This window comes from Pseudomonas fluorescens, assembly GCF_001307275.1.
Lineage (GTDB): Bacteria > Pseudomonadota > Gammaproteobacteria > Pseudomonadales > Pseudomonadaceae > Aquipseudomonas > Aquipseudomonas fluorescens_AA.
This window is the reverse complement of the sequence record NZ_CP012831.1, coordinates 2,871,384-2,889,554: the sequence shown is the minus strand read 5'-3', so window position 1 is coordinate 2,889,554 and position 18,171 is coordinate 2,871,384. Positions and strand designations below refer to the sequence as shown.

16 protein-coding genes are annotated in these 18,171 nt (G+C 62.0%); 6 read left to right on the top strand and 10 right to left on the bottom strand.

Features of this window, described 5'->3' with window-relative positions:
- Positions 1–175: 175 nt before the first annotated feature.
- Positions 176–1,096, bottom strand: coding sequence for a LysR substrate-binding domain-containing protein (locus AO356_RS12685; RefSeq protein ID WP_060740079.1), 921 nt, complete (start codon positions 1,094–1,096; stop codon positions 176–178).
- A gap of 158 nt (positions 1,097–1,254) precedes the next feature.
- On the opposite strand from AO356_RS12685, the gene AO356_RS12680 reads away from it, so the two are divergent.
- Entirely contained in the window at positions 1,255–2,649 is a 1,395-nt protein-coding gene (locus AO356_RS12680; RefSeq protein ID WP_081015468.1) for a NorM family multidrug efflux MATE transporter, read from the top strand.
- A 111-nt stretch (positions 2,650–2,760) separates the two neighbouring features.
- Here AO356_RS12680 and AO356_RS12675 read toward each other — a convergent pair whose 3' ends face one another.
- Positions 2,761–4,434, bottom strand: a complete 1,674-nt coding sequence (locus tag AO356_RS12675) for a putative bifunctional diguanylate cyclase/phosphodiesterase (protein ID WP_060740077.1) — start codon at positions 4,432–4,434, stop codon at positions 2,761–2,763.
- A 272-nt stretch (positions 4,435–4,706) separates the two neighbouring features.
- On the opposite strand from AO356_RS12675, the gene rep reads away from it, so the two are divergent.
- Both rep and AO356_RS12665 read left to right on the top strand, forming a co-directional pair.
- Positions 4,707–6,716: a DNA helicase Rep gene (gene rep, locus AO356_RS12670; protein WP_060740076.1), complete on the top strand. Its 2,010-nt coding sequence runs from the start codon at positions 4,707–4,709 to the stop codon at positions 6,714–6,716.
- Positions 6,717–6,774: 58 nt separating this feature from the next.
- Positions 6,775–7,347 carry a xanthine phosphoribosyltransferase gene (locus tag AO356_RS12665; protein WP_014340844.1) on the top strand — a complete coding sequence of 191 codons (573 nt, stop codon included), beginning with the start codon at positions 6,775–6,777 and terminating at the stop codon, positions 7,345–7,347.
- A gap of 108 nt (positions 7,348–7,455) precedes the next feature.
- Here AO356_RS12665 and AO356_RS12660 read toward each other — a convergent pair whose 3' ends face one another.
- The 6 genes from AO356_RS12660 to dadA form a co-directional block, all read right to left on the bottom strand.
- The gene (locus AO356_RS12660) at positions 7,456–9,390 is read right to left on the bottom strand and encodes an acetyl-CoA hydrolase/transferase C-terminal domain-containing protein (protein ID WP_060740075.1); all 1,935 of its coding nucleotides are present in this window, start codon (positions 9,388–9,390) and stop codon (positions 7,456–7,458) included.
- 135 nt (positions 9,391–9,525) lie between these two features.
- Entirely contained in the window at positions 9,526–9,948 is a 423-nt protein-coding gene (locus AO356_RS12655; RefSeq protein ID WP_060740074.1) for a c-type cytochrome, read from the bottom strand.
- Between the two features lie 183 nt (positions 9,949–10,131).
- Entirely contained in the window at positions 10,132–10,680 is a 549-nt protein-coding gene (locus AO356_RS12650) for a cupin domain-containing protein (protein WP_003206841.1), read from the bottom strand.
- A gap of 128 nt (positions 10,681–10,808) precedes the next feature.
- On the bottom strand, positions 10,809–11,882 hold the full coding sequence (alr, locus tag AO356_RS12645; protein ID WP_060740073.1) for an alanine racemase: 1,074 nt from the start codon (positions 11,880–11,882) through the stop codon (positions 10,809–10,811).
- Positions 11,883–11,976: 94 nt separating this feature from the next.
- Positions 11,977–12,330, bottom strand: coding sequence for a RidA family protein (locus tag AO356_RS12640; RefSeq protein WP_060740072.1), 354 nt, complete (start codon positions 12,328–12,330; stop codon positions 11,977–11,979).
- Complete coding sequence (gene dadA, locus AO356_RS12635) at positions 12,302–13,606, bottom strand: D-amino acid dehydrogenase (protein WP_060743108.1); 1,305 nt, start codon at positions 13,604–13,606, stop codon at positions 12,302–12,304. The genes AO356_RS12640 and dadA overlap by 29 nt, the downstream gene beginning before the upstream one ends.
- 156 nt (positions 13,607–13,762) lie before the next feature.
- On the opposite strand from dadA, the gene AO356_RS12630 reads away from it, so the two are divergent.
- Positions 13,763–14,251, top strand: coding sequence for an Lrp/AsnC ligand binding domain-containing protein (locus AO356_RS12630; RefSeq protein ID WP_003206849.1), 489 nt, complete (start codon positions 13,763–13,765; stop codon positions 14,249–14,251).
- A 134-nt stretch (positions 14,252–14,385) separates the two neighbouring features.
- On the opposite strand, the gene AO356_RS12625 is transcribed toward AO356_RS12630, so the two are convergent.
- Positions 14,386–14,739 (bottom strand): YkgJ family cysteine cluster protein, encoded by a 354-nt coding sequence (locus AO356_RS12625; protein WP_018602566.1) that lies wholly within the window; start codon positions 14,737–14,739, stop codon positions 14,386–14,388.
- 145 nt (positions 14,740–14,884) lie between these two features.
- Between AO356_RS12625 and AO356_RS12620 the strand changes: the two genes are divergently transcribed.
- Positions 14,885–16,198, top strand: coding sequence for an NAD(P)/FAD-dependent oxidoreductase (locus tag AO356_RS12620; RefSeq protein ID WP_060740071.1), 1,314 nt, complete (start codon positions 14,885–14,887; stop codon positions 16,196–16,198).
- A 113-nt stretch (positions 16,199–16,311) separates the two neighbouring features.
- Here AO356_RS12620 and AO356_RS12615 read toward each other — a convergent pair whose 3' ends face one another.
- Entirely contained in the window at positions 16,312–16,557 is a 246-nt protein-coding gene (locus tag AO356_RS12615) for a DUF1127 domain-containing protein (protein WP_060740070.1), read from the bottom strand.
- Between the two features lie 179 nt (positions 16,558–16,736).
- Here AO356_RS12615 and AO356_RS12610 point away from each other — a divergent pair, with 179 nt between their 5' ends.
- Complete coding sequence (locus tag AO356_RS12610) at positions 16,737–18,170, top strand: PLP-dependent aminotransferase family protein (protein ID WP_060740069.1); 1,434 nt, start codon at positions 16,737–16,739, stop codon at positions 18,168–18,170.
- The last annotated feature ends 1 nt before the right edge of the window (position 18,171 follow it).

Sequence of the window (18,171 nt, the reverse complement as noted above, 5' to 3'; positions counted from 1 at the left end):
GCCGAGAGACCGGATCATCCTGATCACGTCGCACGCTCGGCATTTTATTCGGGTGAGGTGTAAGTAGACCCTTTCTGAACGAGGGTTCCATGTTCACGGATTCGGCGGCAAAGCCAAATACTTGAGCGGTTTGCACGGATTAGTGCCAAGTGGCTAGCACGCCAACTTCAACGTTTCAGCTTAGACGTTGTACATCAGGCAGTTGCATGGCCTTGACCTCGCCTTGGAGAAAGTCGCTGAGCCGGCGCAAACGTTCACCTCCCGGCCGGGTTTTCGGCCAGACCAGGTAATAGTGTTCCCCACTGGCGACAGCTGTCGGCCATGGCAGGCTCAGGCGCCCTTGGGCAACGTCCTCGGCCACCATCAGCAGGTCGCCCATGGAGACCCCATAGCCACGTGCGGCCGCGATCATGCCCAGCTCCAGGGTATCGAACACCTGCCCCCCCTTGAGCGAGACCTTGTCGGACAGGCCCATGCGTTGCAGCCAGTTGCGCCAGTCCCGGCGATCCGGCGTCGGATGCAACAGCTCAGCACTGGCCAGCCGCGCCACATCCCAGGGCTGATCGTTCAACAGGTTCGGCGCGCCCACCGGAATCAATTCCTCGGGAAACAGCAAACTGGCCTCCCAGTCCGCCGGAAAATGCCCGTTGCCCAGCAATACGGCGCAATCGAAGGGCTCGACGTTGAAGTCCACCGAATCGATGTCCATCCAGGCACTGGTCAGTTGCACCTCGTTACCGGGCTGCAAATGCCGGAAGCGACTCAGGCGCGCCAACAACCAACGCATGGTCAGCGTGGAAGGCGCTTTCATGCGCAGGATGCCGTCTTCGCCATGCAAGGTGTGGCAGGCCCGCTCCAGCGCCATGAAACCCTCGCGCACGCCCGGCAGCAGCAACCGCGCCGCCTCGGTCAACTGCAGGTTGCGGCCGCTGCGCAGGAACAGCCGGCAGGCAAAGTGATCTTCCAGCGTGCGGATGTGCCGGCTGACGGCGCTCTGGGTGATCGACAGCTCTTCGGCGGCCCGGGTGAACGAGCTATAGCGCGCCGCGGCTTCGAATGCCCGCAACGCATAAAGAGGAGGAAGACGACGGGACATCGCAAAAGCTCCATGGCTTGGTCTGCAAACCCTACCAGAAACCCATCCAGCATGAGTTTTAATCATGCCAGCGATCTTTTTTATCCTTTTGTGCAATCCGCCAAGAGCGCCGAGAATCGTCGCTTTACTGCCTTGTTTGAACATGGAGCGTGATGATCATGCGGCATCCGGTGCGTACCGAACTCTGGGCCATCCTGCGGCTGGCGGGGCCGTTGATTGCCTCGCAGTTGGCGCACATGCTCATGGTGCTCACCGACACCGTGATGATGGCGCGCCTGAGCCCCGAAGCCCTCGCCGGGGGCGGGCTCGGAGCGGCCACCTATTCGTTCGTGTCGATCTTCTGCATCGGCGTGATCGCCGCGGTGGGCACCCTGGTCGCGATCCGCCAGGGCGCGGGCGATGTCGAAGGCGCCACCCGGCTGACCCAGGCAGGGCTTTGGCTGGCCTGGTTGATGGCGTTGATGGCCGGGTTGCTGCTGTGGAATCTCAAGCCCGTACTGCTGATGTTCGGCCAGACCGAAACCAACGTGTTGTCCGCCGGCCAGTTCCTGCTGGCGCTGCCGTTCGCCCTGCCCGGCTACCTGAGCTTCATGGCCCTGCGCGGCTTCACCAGCGCCATCGGCCGGGCCACGCCGGTCATGGTGATCAGCCTCGGCGGCACGGTGGCCAACTTCCTGCTCAACTACGCGCTCATCACCGGCATGTTCGGCCTGCCAAAACTCGGCCTGATGGGCATCGGCCTGGTCACGGCCATTGTCGCCAACTGCATGGCCCTGGCCCTGGCCTGGCACATCCATCGGCACCCGGCCTACCGTGCCTATCCGCTGCTGGATGGGCTGTCGCGGCCCAATCGCCAATACCTCAAGGAGCTGTGGCGCCTGGGCCTGCCGATCGGTGGCACCTATGCGGTGGAAGTCGGGCTGTTCGCGTTCGCCGCGCTGTGCATGGGCACCATGGGCAGCACGCCGTTGGCGGCCCACCAGATCGCCCTGCAAATCGTCTCGGTGGCGTTCATGGTGCCGGCCGGAATGTCCTACGCCATCACCATGCGCATCGGCCAGCACTACGGCGCCGGGCAGCTGTTGAGGGCGCGCCTGGCCGGTCGGGTCGGCATTGGCTTTGGCGCGGCCGCGATGCTGGCGTTCGCCATGGTGTTCTGGCTGCTGCCCCATCAATTGATCGGCTTGTTTCTGGACCACGATGACCCGGCGTTCCGCGACGTGATCAACCTGGCCGTGAGCCTGTTGGCGGTGGCGGCGTGGTTCGAGCTGTTCGACGGCACGCAAACCATCGCCATGGGCTGCATTCGCGGGCTCAAGGACGCCAAGACCACCTTCCTGGTGGGCCTGGGTTGCTATTGGCTGATCGGGGCACCGTCGGCGTGGTGGATGGCGTTCCACCTGAACTGGGGACCGACCGGTGTCTGGTGGGGCCTGGCCCTGGGGCTGGCCTGCGCGGCCGTGAGCCTGACCCTGGCGTTTGAATGGAAGATGAAGCGGATGATTCGCAGTGAAGCTGGGCAGCCCGGTTTCGAAGCCATTCAGGCCAAGTGAAGTCCATGCCTTTGTGGGAGCGAGCTTGCTCGCGATAGCGGTGTGTCAGTCAAAATCGATGTGACAGACCTATTGCTATCGCGAGCAAGCTCGCTCCCACAAGGTTTTGCGTCAGACCACGACGTCGTGTGTGGAGTGCTGATCACCTTCGAACGTCAAGTACTCAACCAATTCCGGCAACGGCAACGGCTTGCTGATCAGGAAGCCCTGCACCTGGTCGCAACCGAAACCGCGTAGCAGGTCCAGTTGCTCCTGGGTTTCCACACCTTCGGCCACCACCTCCAGGTTGAGGTTGTGGGCCAGGTTGATCATGGCGTGCACCAATTTGCGGTTCTCTTCGCGCTGCTCCATGCCGCCGACGAAGCTCTTGTCGATCTTGAGCAAGGCGATCGGCAGGCTGTTGAGGTGCACGAACGAGGAGAACCCGGTGCCGAAGTCGTCCAGGGAGAAGCGCACCCCCAGGCGGCCCAGGGCATCCATGGTCTGCTTGACCAGTTCGCTGCGGCGCATGACCGCGGTTTCGGTGAGTTCGAACTCCAGCCATTGCGCCTCGACACCCCGCTCGGCAATCAGTCGGCTCAAGGTCGGCAGCAACTGGCTGTCCTGGAACTGCCGGAACGACAGGTTGACCGCCATGTGCAACGGCGCCAGCCCCCGTTCGCGCAGGGCCTGCATGTCCCGCAGCGCCCGGGAAATCACCCAGTAGCCCAACGGCACGATCAGGCCGCTCTGTTCGGCCAGCGGCACGAACTCACTCGGTGGCAACAAGCCGCGTTCGCCATGGCGCCAACGCACCAGGGCTTCGAGGCCGACGATGTGGCCGCCATCGAGGTCCAGGCGCGGCTGGTAATGCAATTCCAGCTCGTCACGGCGCAGTGCCCGGCGCAGTTCGCTTTCCAGGTCGGCAAGGCTGCGGGCATTGCGATTGATGCGCTCGTTGAAGATATGAAAGGTGCAGCCCTGGGTGCTCTTGGCCTGCTGCATGGCGATGTGGGCATGCCACATCAGCGGATCGGCGCCAGCCTGGGCGCGAGCATGGGCGACGCCCAGGCTGCAACCGATCAGCAGGCTTTCGCCGTCCACCCAATAGGGTTCGGCCAAGGCTTCGGTAATACGCTCGGCCATCCATTCGGCCCGCTGCGGTGCGCGGCGGGTGTCGATCAGCAAGGCAAATTCATCACTGCCCAGCCGCGCCAATTGATCGCCGGCTTCGAGCGACCCCTTGAGCCGCGACACCACTTGCAGGATCAAACGGTCGCCGGCCTGGTGACCGAGGGCGTCGTTGGCGTGGCGAAAGTTGTCCAGGTCCAAGTGACCGAGGGCCAGGCCTCGGCCGTCATTTTCCGCCAGGCGCGCCGCCAGCAATGTCTGGAAACCCTGGCGATTGGCGATGCCTGTCAATGGATCCTGCTCGGCGAGGCGCTGCAGGGTGTTTTCCAGCACGCCGCGCTCGCGCACATGGCGCAGGCAACGACGCAGGGTCGCGCTGTCGAGGACATCGCGCACCAACCAGTCGCTGGCACCGTCGGGGGCAACCGCCGGCTCGTGCTCGAGCAACAGGATGGTCGGCAGGCTGCAACGGCCCGGCGTCGGCTGCAACGCCGCAACAGTCAGCAACACCGCGTTGCGATTGTCTTCGAACAGGCTGCTGACGGACTCCCAGCTCGGGGCGCTGATCAACACGACCGAGGGCCCCATGGGCACCAGGCACTCGCGCAGTATTGCTGACCACTCTGGCTCTTGGGCCAATAACAGCAAACGCAAGGGTTCGACAGGCGTTGACAAGCTGACTCCCTAGACTCTGCAAGGTGGTAGGCGCCGGGCATTATGACCTGCCGATGGGCAATGACCAATGCCAACGGTTCTCAAACACGCGCTTTCGGTGGTTTTTCCCGCTCGAAATGCTGCGCGGGACCCAATTGGTTCCACATCCTGCGTGAAAGTGGCAGAAGCGGCAAATGACAATCCTGTGTGCGTCACAAGTCGGACAGAGCAGCACAATTCTCTGAGCCTGTTAAAATGCCGGCCCATTTCGCAAACGACTCCCTGACTCTGTCATGTCCCGACTCAATCCCCGGCAGCAAGAAGCCGTGAACTATGTCGGCGGCCCTCTTTTGGTGCTCGCCGGTGCAGGCTCCGGCAAGACCAGCGTAATCACCCGCAAGATCGCGCACCTGATCCAGAATTGCGGCATCCGCGCCCAATACATCGTCGCCATGACGTTCACCAACAAGGCCGCCCGAGAAATGAAAGAGCGGGTCGGCGGCCTGTTGCGCGCCGGCGAAGGCCGCGGCCTGACGGTGTGTACCTTCCACAACCTGGGCCTGAACATCATCCGCAAGGAGCACGCGCGGCTGGGCTACAAACCGGGCTTCTCGATTTTCGACGAGACCGACGTCAAGGCCTTGATGACCGACATCATGCAAAAGGAATACTCGGGCGACGACGGCGTGGACGAGATCAAGAACATGATCGGTTCCTGGAAAAACGACCTGATCCTGCCCGCCGAAGCCCTGGAGAACGCCCGCAACCCCAAGGAACAGACTGCCGCCATCGTCTATACCCACTACCAGCGTACCCTCAAGGCGTTCAACGCGGTGGACTTCGACGACCTGATCCTGTTGCCGGTCAAGCTGTTCCAGGACCACGCCGACATTCTCGAAAAATGGCAGAACAAGGTCCGCTACCTGCTGGTGGATGAATACCAGGACACCAACGCCAGCCAGTATTTGCTGGTGAAGCTGCTGATCGGCAAACGCAACCAGTTCACCGTGGTGGGCGACGATGACCAGTCGATCTATGCCTGGCGCGGCGCGCGGCCGGAAAACCTGATGTTGCTCAAGGACGACTACCCGTCGCTCAAAGTGGTGATGCTGGAGCAGAACTACCGCTCCACCAGCCGCATCCTGCGCTGCGCCAACGTGCTGATTTCCAACAACCCCCACGAGTTCGAAAAACAACTGTGGAGCGAGATGGGCCACGGCGACGAGATCCGCGTGATCCGTTGCCGCAACGAAGACGCCGAAGCCGAGCGCGTGGCCATGGAAATCCTCAGCCTGCACCTGCGCACCGACCGGCCGTACAGCGACTTTGCGATCCTGTACCGCGGCAACTACCAGGCCAAGCTGATCGAGCTGAAATTGCAGCATCATCAGATCCCCTATCGCCTGTCGGGGGGCAACAGCTTCTTCGGGCGCCAGGAAGTGAAGGACCTGATGGCCTACTTCCGCCTGATCGTGAACCCGGACGACGACAACGCCTTCCTGCGGGTGATCAATGTGCCGCGCCGGGAAATCGGTTCGACCACCCTGGAAAAACTCGGCAACTACGCCACCGAGCGCAAGATCTCGATGTACGCCGCCACCGATGAAATCGGCCTGGGCGAACATCTGGACAGCCGCTTCACCGATCGCCTGGCGCGCTTCAAGCGTTTCATGGACAAGGTCCGTGAGCAGTGCGCCGGGGAAGATCCGATCTCGGCGCTGCGCAGCATGGTCATGGACATCGACTACGAGAACTGGCTGCGCACCAACAGCTCCAGCGACAAGGCCGCCGATTACCGCATGGGTAACGTCTGGTTCCTGATCGAGGCGTTGAAGAACACCCTGGAAAAGGACGAAGACGGCGAGATGACGGTCGAGGACGCCATCGGCAAACTCGTCTTGCGGGACATGCTCGAGCGCCAGCAGGAAGAGGAAGACGGCGCCGAAGGCGTGCAGATGATGACCCTTCACGCCTCCAAGGGCCTGGAATTTCCCTACGTGTTCATCATGGGCATGGAAGAGGAAATCCTGCCGCACCGTTCCAGCATCGAGGCCGACACCATCGAGGAAGAACGGCGCCTGGCCTATGTCGGCATTACCCGGGCACGCCAGACGCTGGCCTTTACCTTCGCCGCCAAGCGCAAGCAGTACGGCGAAGTGATCGACTGCGCCCCCAGCCGCTTTCTCGATGAGCTGCCACCGGACGACCTGGCCTGGGAAGGCAACGACGACACGCCCACGGAAGTCAAAGTCGTTCGCGGCAACAGTGCCCTGGCGGATATACGCGCGATGCTAAAGCGCTAGAATCGACTACTTTTTTTCAACGACTTCAGGCGCTGAAGGCGTCATCAGAGGAGGCTTCATGGAAGCCCTGCACCAGAAAATTCGTGAACAAGGCATCGTGCTTTCCGATCAGGTCCTGAAAGTCGACGCTTTCCTGAACCACCAGATCGACCCGCAATTGATGAAGCTGATCGGCGACGAATTCGCCGCGCTGTTCAAGGATTCGGGCATCACCAAGATCGTCACCATCGAAGCCTCGGGCATTGCCCCGGCGATCATGACCGGGCTGAACCTTGGCGTACCGGTGATCTTCGCCCGCAAGCAACAATCCCTGACCCTGACGGAGAACCTGCTGTCGGCCACCGTGTATTCGTTTACCAAGAAAACCGAAAGCACCGTCGCCATCAGCCCGCGTCACCTGACCAGCAGCGATCGGGTGCTGATCATCGATGACTTCCTGGCCAACGGCAAAGCCTCCCAGGCGCTGATTTCCATCATCAAGCAGGCCGGCGCCACCGTCGCCGGGCTGGGGATCGTGATCGAGAAGTCGTTCCAGGGCGGCCGCGCGGAACTGGATGCCCAGGGTTATCGCGTCGAGTCGTTGGCCCGGGTGCAGTCGCTGGCGGGTGGGGTCGTGACCTTCATCGACTGACCCAATCCCCCCCTGTGGGAGCGAGCTTGCTCGCGATAGCGGTGTATCTGTCAAATAAAAGGTGTCTGACAGATCGCCATCGCGAGCAAGCTCGCTCCCACAGGGGTTTCAGGTTGATTGTTGTTGTGCAGTAGCCTTGAGCCCGGCCAACAGCAACCGCTGGAACAGCTCCTCCTTCAGCCCTTCAGGACTGGTCAGCTGCATCCGCTCCAGATGCCCGGCAAATTCCCAGGGCTCCGGCGCATCCAGCGCGGCTTTGCCCAACTCCAGGATCTCGGTGAGCTTGAATTTGCTCTTGAGCCAGTTCAGCGCCCGCAACAGGTCCCGCTCGACCCCGTCGAAATCACAGCCCAGCGGGTATTCGGGAAACAGATTCGGATGCCGAGCCTGGATCGCCTGCAACCGCTCCGACGTGTTGTCGGCGAACCGCGGATCGAGGCGGAAATCCTTCGGCAATTTGCCAGCCTTCTGCGCCTGCTCGATCAGCCCGGGCTGGAAGCGTGAGTCGCTGATGTTCAGCAACGCCTCGATCACCGCGGCGTCGGTCTTGCCGCGCAGGTCGGCGATGCCGTATTCGGTCACCACGATGTCGCGCAGGTGCCGGGGAATCGTGCAATGGCCGTACTCCCAGACGATGTTCGAGCTGATCTCGCCCCCGGCCTCGCGCCAACTGCGCAGCAGCAGGATCGAGCGCCCGCCCTCCAGCGCATGGCCCTGGGCAACGAAGTTGTATTGCCCGCCCACGCCGCTGAGCACCCGCCCGTCCTCCAACTGATCGGCCACCCCGGCCCCCATCAGGGTCATGGTGAAGACGGTATTGATGAAGCGGGCATCGAGGCGCTGCAGGCGCTTGAGCGGCTCCTGGCCGTAGAGCTCGTTGATGTAACTGATGCGCGTCATGTTGAATTCGAGACGACGGCTCTGCGGCAACTCGCGCAGGCGCTCGTAAAAACTGCGCGGGCCGAGGAAGAAGCCGCCGTGTATGCAGATGCCGTCGGGTTGTGCCGCCTCGTCGAGGGTTCCGGCGTTCGCTCGTTCCTGGGTCGGCTCGTCGGGGTAGACCTTGCGCCGGATGATCCCGGCCTCGGTCAGCACCAGCAAACCGTTGACGAACATTTCACTGCAACCGTACAGCCCTTTGGCAAACGGCTCGACCCCGCCCTCGCGCTCGATCAGTTGCGCCCACTGGCTAAGGTTCAGGTCCGCCAGCAACGCCTGGTAACCGGCGTTATCGGCCTGGCGTGCCAGCAGCGCCGCCGTCAACGCGTCGCCCATGGCGCCGATGCCGATCTGCAATGTCCCGCCGTCACGCACCAGGGTACTGGCGTGCAGGCCTATCAGATGATCCTGGAAACCCACCGGCATGTTCGGCGTGGAAAACAGCGTGTGGCTGTCCTTCTCGTCGATCAACAGGTCGAAAGTGTCGATGCCGACTTCCGCGTCGCCCGGCATGTAAGGCAAGTCGTTGTGCACCTGGCCGACCAGGAGAATGGTTTCCCCGGCCGCCCGGCGCTTGGCGATCATCGGCAGCAGGTCGAGGGTGATGTCCGGGTTGCAGCTCAGGCTCAGGCGGTCCGGGTGTTCCGGGGCGCTCGCCACCAGTTGCGCCACCAGGTTCAAGCCGGCGGCGTTGATGTCCCGGGCCGCATGGCTGTAGTTGCTGCTGACATAGTCCTGCTGGGCCGACGCACTGTGCAACAGGCTGCCGGGCTGCATGAAGAACTGCTGGACGCGGATGTTGGCCGGCAGACTGTCCTGGTGCAGGTCGACCAGGTAATCCAGCTCGGGATAGTCGCCGAAGACCCGTTCGACAAAGGGTTCGAGGAAGCGCTTCTGCAAACCATCGCCCAGGTTGGGCCGGCCCAGGCTCAGGGCGGTGTAGATCGTCAGCTGTCGCTCGGGCAGCTGTGCGATGCGCCGGTACAACGCGTTGGCGAACAGGTTGGGCTTGCCCAGCCCCAGGGGCATGCCGAGGTGAATATGCGCGGGCAGGCGCTCGAGCACGTCATCCACCGCCTGTTCGATTGAACACAACTGCACCATCGGACCCTCCAGGACATTCCATGAATGTGGGTTGGACCGAGCTTGCCGGGTCTTGGTTGCGATGAACAGTCCCGAAAAATCCGAGGCGCAAAAAAGCCGCTCGTAAGCGGCTTTTTTGTGAAGGATGCCGGCGTATTACAGACCGGACATCTCTTTGATGGCGCCCTTGAGGTCGTCATCCGAGCAATCGGCGCAGGTGCCTTTAGGCGGCATTGCGTTGATGCCGGTAATGGCCTTGGCCAGGATGCCGTCGAGACCGCCCTGGTGATCGGCGCGTTCTTTCCACGCAGCCTTGTCACCAATTTTCGGCGCGCCCAGCAGGCCCGTGCCGTGGCAAGCGTTGCAATGCTTTGCAATTACATCTTTCGGCGCCTTGGCACCGCCGGCGCCGCCGGCGCCGCCGGCCGAGGCCACGACTTCCATACCCTTGCATTCCTTGCCCTGGACGCAGACCTGGCCGACGGGTTCAAGGCGCTTGGCGATTTCGTCGTTCGGCGCCGCTTGAGCGGTCGCAGCCCATAGGGCCAATACGGTTGCTGGTGCAGCCAGCATTTTCATAATTAGGTTCACGCGTACACCCTCAATGGTGGCTAGTCACGCCTGCGGCCACGGTTTGCAGGCGGGCGCAAGTATAGCGGTAAGCCTGTCACTCTGAAACAACCCCAAAGTCGCAAGGGTCTTGTTTGTCATGACAGCCCAACAGGTGGGCGCCTTTGCCACGCGGGCCTGGCGCCTCTTGGTCTAGAAATTGGCCGGCGTGGCTGCGCTGATCAGTCGCGCCGGCACGTCGAACGGATTACGGAAACGGTGGGGCTTGGTGCTTTCGAAATAGTAGCTGTCGCCAGCCTCGAGCACGAAGGTTTCGACGCCGACCACCAGTTCCAGCCGTCCTTCCACCAGGATCCCGGTCTCCTCGCCCTCATGGGTGAGCATCTCTTCACCGGTATCGGCACCCGGCGGATAGATCTCGTTGAGGAAGGCAATCGCCCGGCTCGGATGCGCCCGGCCCACCAGCTTCATGGTCACGGCACCATCGGAGATGTCGATCAGTTCGTTGGCTTTGTAGACGATCTGGGTCGGTTTTTCCTGAAGGATCTCTTCGGAGAAAAACTCGACCATGGACATGGGAATCCCGCCAAGGACCTTGCGCAGCGAGCTGATCGAGGGGCTGACGCTGTTCTTCTCGATCATCGAAATAGTGCTGTTGGTGACGCCCGCGCGCTTGGCGAGTTCACGCTGGGAAAGGCCTTTGAGTTTACGAATGGATTGCAGTCGTTCACCGACGTCCAATGCTGGAGCCTCCAGGGAATCAGGTTGTGAGGAAAGTGAGCGTTATCATGGCGACAGCGTTCAGTATTTACAACACTTTGACCCGAATCCTGTGCGGTGAAGCGACTTTCGGTAGGTGGCGCTTCGTCTCAGCCCCCGGAATAGAGCCGTGGCACCCGCCGCAGGTTGCAGAAAATCTGATAAGGAATCGTGTCGGCGGCCTTGGCGACATCACTGGCGAGGATGTTCTTGCCCCACAACTCCACGGTCGAGCCGAGCCCGGCCTGGGGGACATGGGTCAAGTCGACACACAACATGTCCATCGACACCCGCCCGACCAACTGGCTGCGCTGCCCATCCACCCGCACCGGCGTGCCGTTCGGCGCCTGGCGCGGGTAGCCGTCGGCATAGCCCATGGCGACCACCCCGACCCGGGTCGGTTGCGTGGTCACGAAGCGAGCACCGTAGCCCACCGGCTCACCGGCGGGCAATTCACGCACGCAGATGATCTTCGATTCCAGGGTCATCACCGGTTGCAGGCGCGAGGCGACAGTGTTGGGTTCGTCGAAGGGGGTCGCGCCGTAGAGCATGATGCCCGGCCGCACCCAGTCGCTCGGCATCTGCGGCCAGCCCAGTACCGCTGGGGAGTTGCGCAGGCTGATCTCTGCCGCCAACCCCTGACGGGCCGCCTCGAACACGACCAGTTGCTCGGTGCTGCTGGGATCGTGCAGTTCATCGGCACGGGCGAAGTGGCTCATCAGGACAATCTTCGCCACTTTGCCGCTGGCCAGCAGGCGACGGTAGGCCGCCTGGTAATCCGCCGGATGCAGGCCGACCCGGTGCATGCCGGAATCGAGCTTGAGCCAGACCGTGATCGGCTGGCTCAGCGCGGCTTTTTCAATCGCTTCGAGTTGCCACAACGAATGCACCACGCACCAGAAATCATGCTCGACGATCAACGGCAGCTCATCGGCTTCGAAAAACCCCTCCAACAGCAGGATCGGCCCACGGATCCCACCGGCCCGCAGCTCCAGGGCTTCTTCGATGCAGGCCACGGCGAACCCGTCCGCCGTGGCCTGCAGCGCCTCGGCGCACCGCACCGCACCGTGCCCGTAGGCGTCGGCCTTGATCACCGCAAGGGCCTTGGCCCCCGTGACTTCGCGGGCCAATTGGTAGTTGTGACGCAGGGCTTGGAGATCGATCAGGGCACGGGCAGGACGCATGGCGGCAGGCTTCTAGGCGGTCATGAATAAAAAACCGGCGCAGGTTGGCAGGGTGAACCACCCAGCGCCGGAAGAGGGATCGTTTAGGCAGGTATTAAGGCAGCGCAGCCACGACGGACAGCTCCACCAGGATCTGCGGTTCACACAGCTTGGCCTCCACCGTGGCCCGGGCCGGGGCGACGCCTTTGGGCAACCACTTATCCCAGACCGCGTTCATGCCTGCGAAGTGAGCCTCGATGTCCTTCAGGTAGATCGTCACCGATAACAGCCGCGTCTTGTCGGTCCCGGACAACTCCAGCAAACGCTCGATATTGGCCAGGCATTCGCGGGTCTGCTGTTCAATACCGGCGTTCATGTCGTCGCCGACCTGCCCGGCCAGGTAAACGGTGCCGTTGTGCACGACAACCTGGCTCATGCGGTCATTGGTGAGCTGGCGCTGGATTGACATGTTTTGCAGACTCCTGGGTTTTGCTGCCATAACGGGAAATATCGAGGCCTTCGGCGCTGATCTGCGGCTTTTTCTTCGCCATCAGGTCGGCCAACAGGCGACCGGAACCACAGGCCATGGTCCATCCGAGGGTACCGTGGCCGGTGTTCAGGAACAGATTCTTGAAGGGCGTGGCACCGACGATGGGCGTGCCATCCGGGGTGGTCGGACGCAAGCCGGTCCAGAAACTGGCCTCGGCCAGATCGCCGCCCTGAGGATAAAGGTCGTTGACGATCATCTCCAGGGTTTCACGCCGACGCGGGTTCAGGGACAGGTCAAAACCGGCGATTTCCGCCATGCCGCCCACCCGAATGCGATTGTCGAAGCGAGTGATCGCGACCTTGTAGGTTTCGTCGAGAATGGTCGAGGTCGGGGCCATCGCCGGGTTGGTGATCGGCACGGTCAGGGAGTAACCCTTGAGCGGATACACCGGCGCGCGGATCCCGAGGGGCTTGAGCAATTGCGGCGAATAGCTGCCCAGGGCGAGCACATAGCGGTCGGCGGTTTCCAGCTTGCCGTCGATCCAGACACCGTTGATGCGGTCGCCAGCGAAGTCCAGGCGCTGGATATCCTGGCCAAAGCGGAATTGCACACCCAGCTTCACCGCCATTTCCGCCAGGCGCGTGGTAAACATCTGGCAGTCGCCGGTCTGGTCGTTAGGCAGGCGCAAGGCACCGGCCAGGATGTCGGTGACATTGGCCAGCGCCGGCTCGACCCGGGCAATGCCTTCGCGGTCGAGCACTTCGAACGGTACGCCGGACTCCTTCAGCACGGCGATGTCTTTTGCCGCGCCATCGAGCTGGGCCTGGGTGCGGAACAACTGTGTAGTCCCCAGGCTACGGCCCTCGTAGGCAATGCCGGTTTCGGCGCGCAGCTCGTCGAGGCAATCACGGCTGTACTCGGACAGGCGCACCATGCGTTCCTTGTTGATGGCATAGCGGCTGGCGGTGCAGTTGCGCAGCATCTGCGCCATCCACAGGTATTGATCGATGTCGGCCGTGGCCTTGATCGCCAGTGGCGCATGCCGTTGCAGCAGCCACTTGATGGCCTTGAGCGGCACGCCCGGCGCGGCCCATGGCGAGGCATAACCCGGCGACACTTGGCCGGCGTTGGCGAAACTGGTTTCCATGGCAGGTGCTGGCTGACGGTCGACCACCACCACTTCAAACCCGGCACGAGCCAGATAATAAGCACTGACGGTACCGATGACGCCGCTACCCAAGACCAGAACGCGCATGTTGATGCCCTCATCGCGGATGAACCGCTGACGTTTGTTGTACAAAGCTTTGATGGGCGCAGTGTAAAAAAGATCAGCCAGTGCTTTTCACTATATAAACACCTATATTTGGCGAGAATTCTCGGCAAAACCCCTTTTCATGGAGGCGCATCACCTGTGCGTACCAACACCCAGACCAAACGCGAGCTGGACAAGATCGACCGCAACATCCTGCGCATTCTCCAGGCGGACGGGCGGATCTCCTTCACCGAGCTGGGGGAAAAGGTCGGCCTGTCCACCACGCCCTGTACCGAGCGGGTTCGGCGCCTGGAGCGCGAGGGCATCATCATGGGCTACAACGCCCGGCTCAATCCGCAGCACTTGAAGGGCAGCCTGCTGGTATTTGTCGAGATCAGCCTCGACTACAAATCCGGCGACACCTTCGAAGAGTTCCGACGCGCCGTGCTGAAACTGCCTCACGTGCTGGAATGTCACCTGGTGTCAGGGGATTTCGACTACCTGGTGAAAGCACGGATTTCCGAGATGGCTTCGTACCGCAAGCTGCTGGGGGACATCCTGCTCAAGCTGCCCCACGTACGCGAATCCAAGAGCTACATCGTGATGGAAGAAGTGAAGGAAAGCTTGAACCTGCCGATTCCGGATTGAGCCTGGCTCCGGACCGCTTTCGCGAGCAGGCTCACTCCCAAACAGGTGAGGGGTGAGCACGTTCTTGCGAACGAACCGAGATCCATTGTGGGAGCGAGCTTGCTCGCGAAGGCCGCGACTCGGTCTCCTGGCGACTAGACCAACACCTGCCGGGTGCTGGCCATGTACTCATGAATCTGCTTCTCGACCCGTGGATGAATCAGTTCCACTGGCCGCCGGCCATTGGGACACGGCAAGGTCGCCGTGGTGCCGAACAGCCGGCAGATCAGCGGTCGCTCGTCGTAGACGGTGCAACCGTTGGGCCCCAGGTGCACGCAGTCCAAGGCGTCCATGGCCGCGTCCTGTTCGGCGCGGGTCTTGCGGGGCAAGCGGGCCATTTCCTCGGGCGAGGTGGTGACCGGACCGCAGCAGTCATGGCAGCCCGGTACGCACTCGAACGAGGGAATCTGCTGGCGTAGCGTGCGGATCTTCTGACTGTTGCAGCTCATCGAGGCGTTTACCGAGAGGGACAAACCGGGATTCTGCCTTAAAGGCCGCGTGCCAGACAGCGCCAACCGACCGGTGTTGCCCAGGAAGGAAGCCCCGGCTTATGCTCCGTAAAATTTCTCAAACACAACAATCAGGATTACGCACATGAACGCCCGTGTTCAGCAACCGGTCCCGAACCACGCGCACGCCGCCTCTTACTACGCCGCCAGCAGCCTGCCGCAACCGGACCATCCGCTGCTGCTGGGTGAGTTGCGGGCGGATGTCTGCGTCGTCGGCGGCGGGTTCTCCGGGTTGAACACGGCGATCGAACTGGCCGAACGCGGCATGAGCGTGGTGCTGCTGGAAGCGCACCGGATCGGCTGGGGGGCCAGCGGGCGCAACGGCGGCCAATTGATCCGTGGCGTCGGTCATGGTCTCGACCAGTTCGCGCCGATCATCGGCACCGACGGCGTGCGCCAGATGAAACTCATGGGGCTTGAGGCCGTGGAAATCGTCCGACAGCGCGTCGAGCGTTTTCAAATCCCCTGTGACCTTACCTGGGGCTACTGCGACCTCGCCAACAAACCCAGCGACCTGGAAGGCTTCGCCGAAGACGCCGAAGAATTGCGCAGCCTGGGTTATCGCCACCCGACCCGACTGCTGCAAGCCGACGAAATGCACAGCGTCGTGGGTTCGGATCGCTACGTCGGCGGACTGATCGACATGGGTTCGGGCCATTTGCATCCGTTGAACCTGGCCCTGGGCGAAGCCGCCGCGGCGCAGCAATTGGGGGTCCGGCTGTTCGAACAATCGGCGGTCACGCGCATCGACTACGGCCCTGAGGTGAACGTGCACACCCAACGGGGCTCGGTCCGTGCCAAGACGCTGGTGCTGGGCTGCAATGCCTACCTCAATGGACTCAATCCGCAACTCGGCGGCAAAGTCCTGCCGGCCGGCAGCTACATCATCGCCACCGAGCCCTTGAGCCAGGCCCAGGCACAAGCGCTGTTGCCACAGAACATGGCCGTCTGTGATCAACGGGTCGCACTGGATTACTACCGGCTTTCGGCGGATCGCCGCTTGCTGTTCGGCGGGGCTTGTCACTATTCCGGCCGCGACCCGCAGGACATTGGCGCCTATATGCGTCCGAAAATGCTCAAGGTGTTCCCGCAATTGGCGGATGTGAAAATCGATTATCAATGGGGCGGGATGATCGGCATTGGTGCCAACCGTTTGCCGCAGATCGGCCGGCTGAAGGACCAGCCCAATGTGTATTACGCCCAGGCCTATTCCGGCCATGGGGTGAATGCCACGCACCTGGCCGGCAAACTGTTGGCCGAAGCCATCAGCGGGCAGCACAGCAGCGGTTTCGACCTGTTCGCCCAGGTCCCGCACATGACCTTCCCGGGGGGCAAGCACTTGCGCTCACCGCTGTTGGCGCTGGGGATGTTGTGGCATCGGTTGAAAGAGTTGGTTTAAAGAGCTTCACCAGGACTGACGACGCGATCGCGGGCAAGCCTTGCTCCCACAGGCCATTTCAATCTGTGGGAGCAAGGCTTGCCCGCGATAGCCATCTCCGGGCCGGCACCACTTCAAAGCCGCCAGAACGGCCTGAGCCCCTCCTCCAACGCCTGCTCCCGACTCAGCCCGACGTCACGCAACTGTTCGGGTGTAAGTTCCAACAAGGCCCTGCGTGTATGCAGACGATGCCAGAACAGGGCCCAGCGGCTCAGGCCGGACGGCGAATTGCGCAATGTCGCGCTGCGCAGCCCCTTCTCCTGCCCTGCCGCCAGTTCCTGACTGTGTAACGTCAGCCGCACATCGCTCAAGCCGTTCATTTTGATCGCTCCTGTTTACTTGGGTAGCCAGAGGTTTCATGATGCGCGAACGGCTAAAAGCAATACAGATTCAACCTATTCCTTTTATAAGCATACAGATTCGGTATTTCCGCCACTGAATTGTCATTTTCCAATCCAACTGTATCGGTCGCAGTTGTCCATCTCATCGGGAGCGCACCATGACCCTCTATGTGAACCTCGCCGAACTGCTCGGCACCCGCATCGAACAGGGCTTCTACCGCCCCGGCGACCGGCTGCCGTCGGTGCGGGCATTGAGCACCGAACATGGGGTCAGCTTGAGTACGGTGCAGCAGGCCTATCGGGTGCTGGAGGACAGTGGGCTGGCGATGCCGAGACCCAAGTCCGGTTACTTCGTACCCGTGGGCCGCGAATTGCCAGACCTGCCGGTAGTAGGCCGTCCGGCCCAGCGCCCCGTGGATATTTCCCAGTGGGACCAGGTGCTGGAGCTGATACGCGCCGTACCGCGCCCGGATGTGGTGCAACTGGGACGCGGCATGCCGGACATCAACTCGCCGACCATGAAACCGCTGCTGCGCAGCCTGGCGCAGATCAGCCGCCGGCAAGACATGCCCGGCCTGTATTACGACAACATCTACGGCAACCTCGAACTGCGTGAACAGATCGCCCGACTGTCGTTGGACTCCGGCTGCCAACTGGGCCCCAACGACCTGATCGTCACCACCGGCTGTCATGAAGCCCTGTCGGTCAGCATCCGCGCCACCTGCGAACAAGGCGACATCGTCGCAGTGGACTCACCCAGCTTTCACGGGGCCATGCAAACCCTCAAGGGCCTGGGCATGAAGGCCTTGGAAATCCCCACCGACCCGCTCACCGGCATCAGCCTGGATGCACTGGAGCTGGCCCTGGAGCAATGGCCCATCAAGGCCATACAGTTGACCCCCAGCTGCAATAACCCGCTGGGCTACATCATGCCCGACGCCAATAAACGCGCGCTGCTGAACCTGGCACAGCGCTTCGACGTGGCGATCATCGAAGATGATGTGTATGGGGAGTTGGCCTACACATACCCCCGCCCACGCACCATCAAGTCCTTCGATGAAGACGGTCGCGTCCTGCTCTGCAGTTCGTTTTCCAAGACCCTGGCGCCTGGCCTGCGCATTGGCTGGGTTGCGCCAGGCCGGTATCTGGAGCGGGTGCTGCACATGAAATACATCAGCACCGGCTCTACCGCGCCACAGCCGCAGATTGCCATTGCCGAGTTTCTCAAGGGCGGGCATTTCGAACCCCATTTGCGGCGGATGCGTACGCAATACCAGCGCAATCGCGACGTGATGATCGACTGGGTCAGCCGCTATTTTCCAGCGGGCACCCGTGCCAGTCGCCCACGGGGCAGTTTCATGCTGTGGATCGAATTGCTCGACGGCTTCGACACGCTGAAGCTCAATCGGGCTCTGCTGGACCAAGGCGTGCAGGTGGCCGTCGGCAGTATTTTTTCGGCATCGGGCAAGTACCGCAACTGCTTGCGGATGAACTACGCTGCCAAGCCAACGGCTCAGATCGAAGAGGCCGTGCGCAAGGTCGGGGCCGCCGCTATCGCGCTGTTGAACGAAACCCAGCGCGACGTCGTCTGAA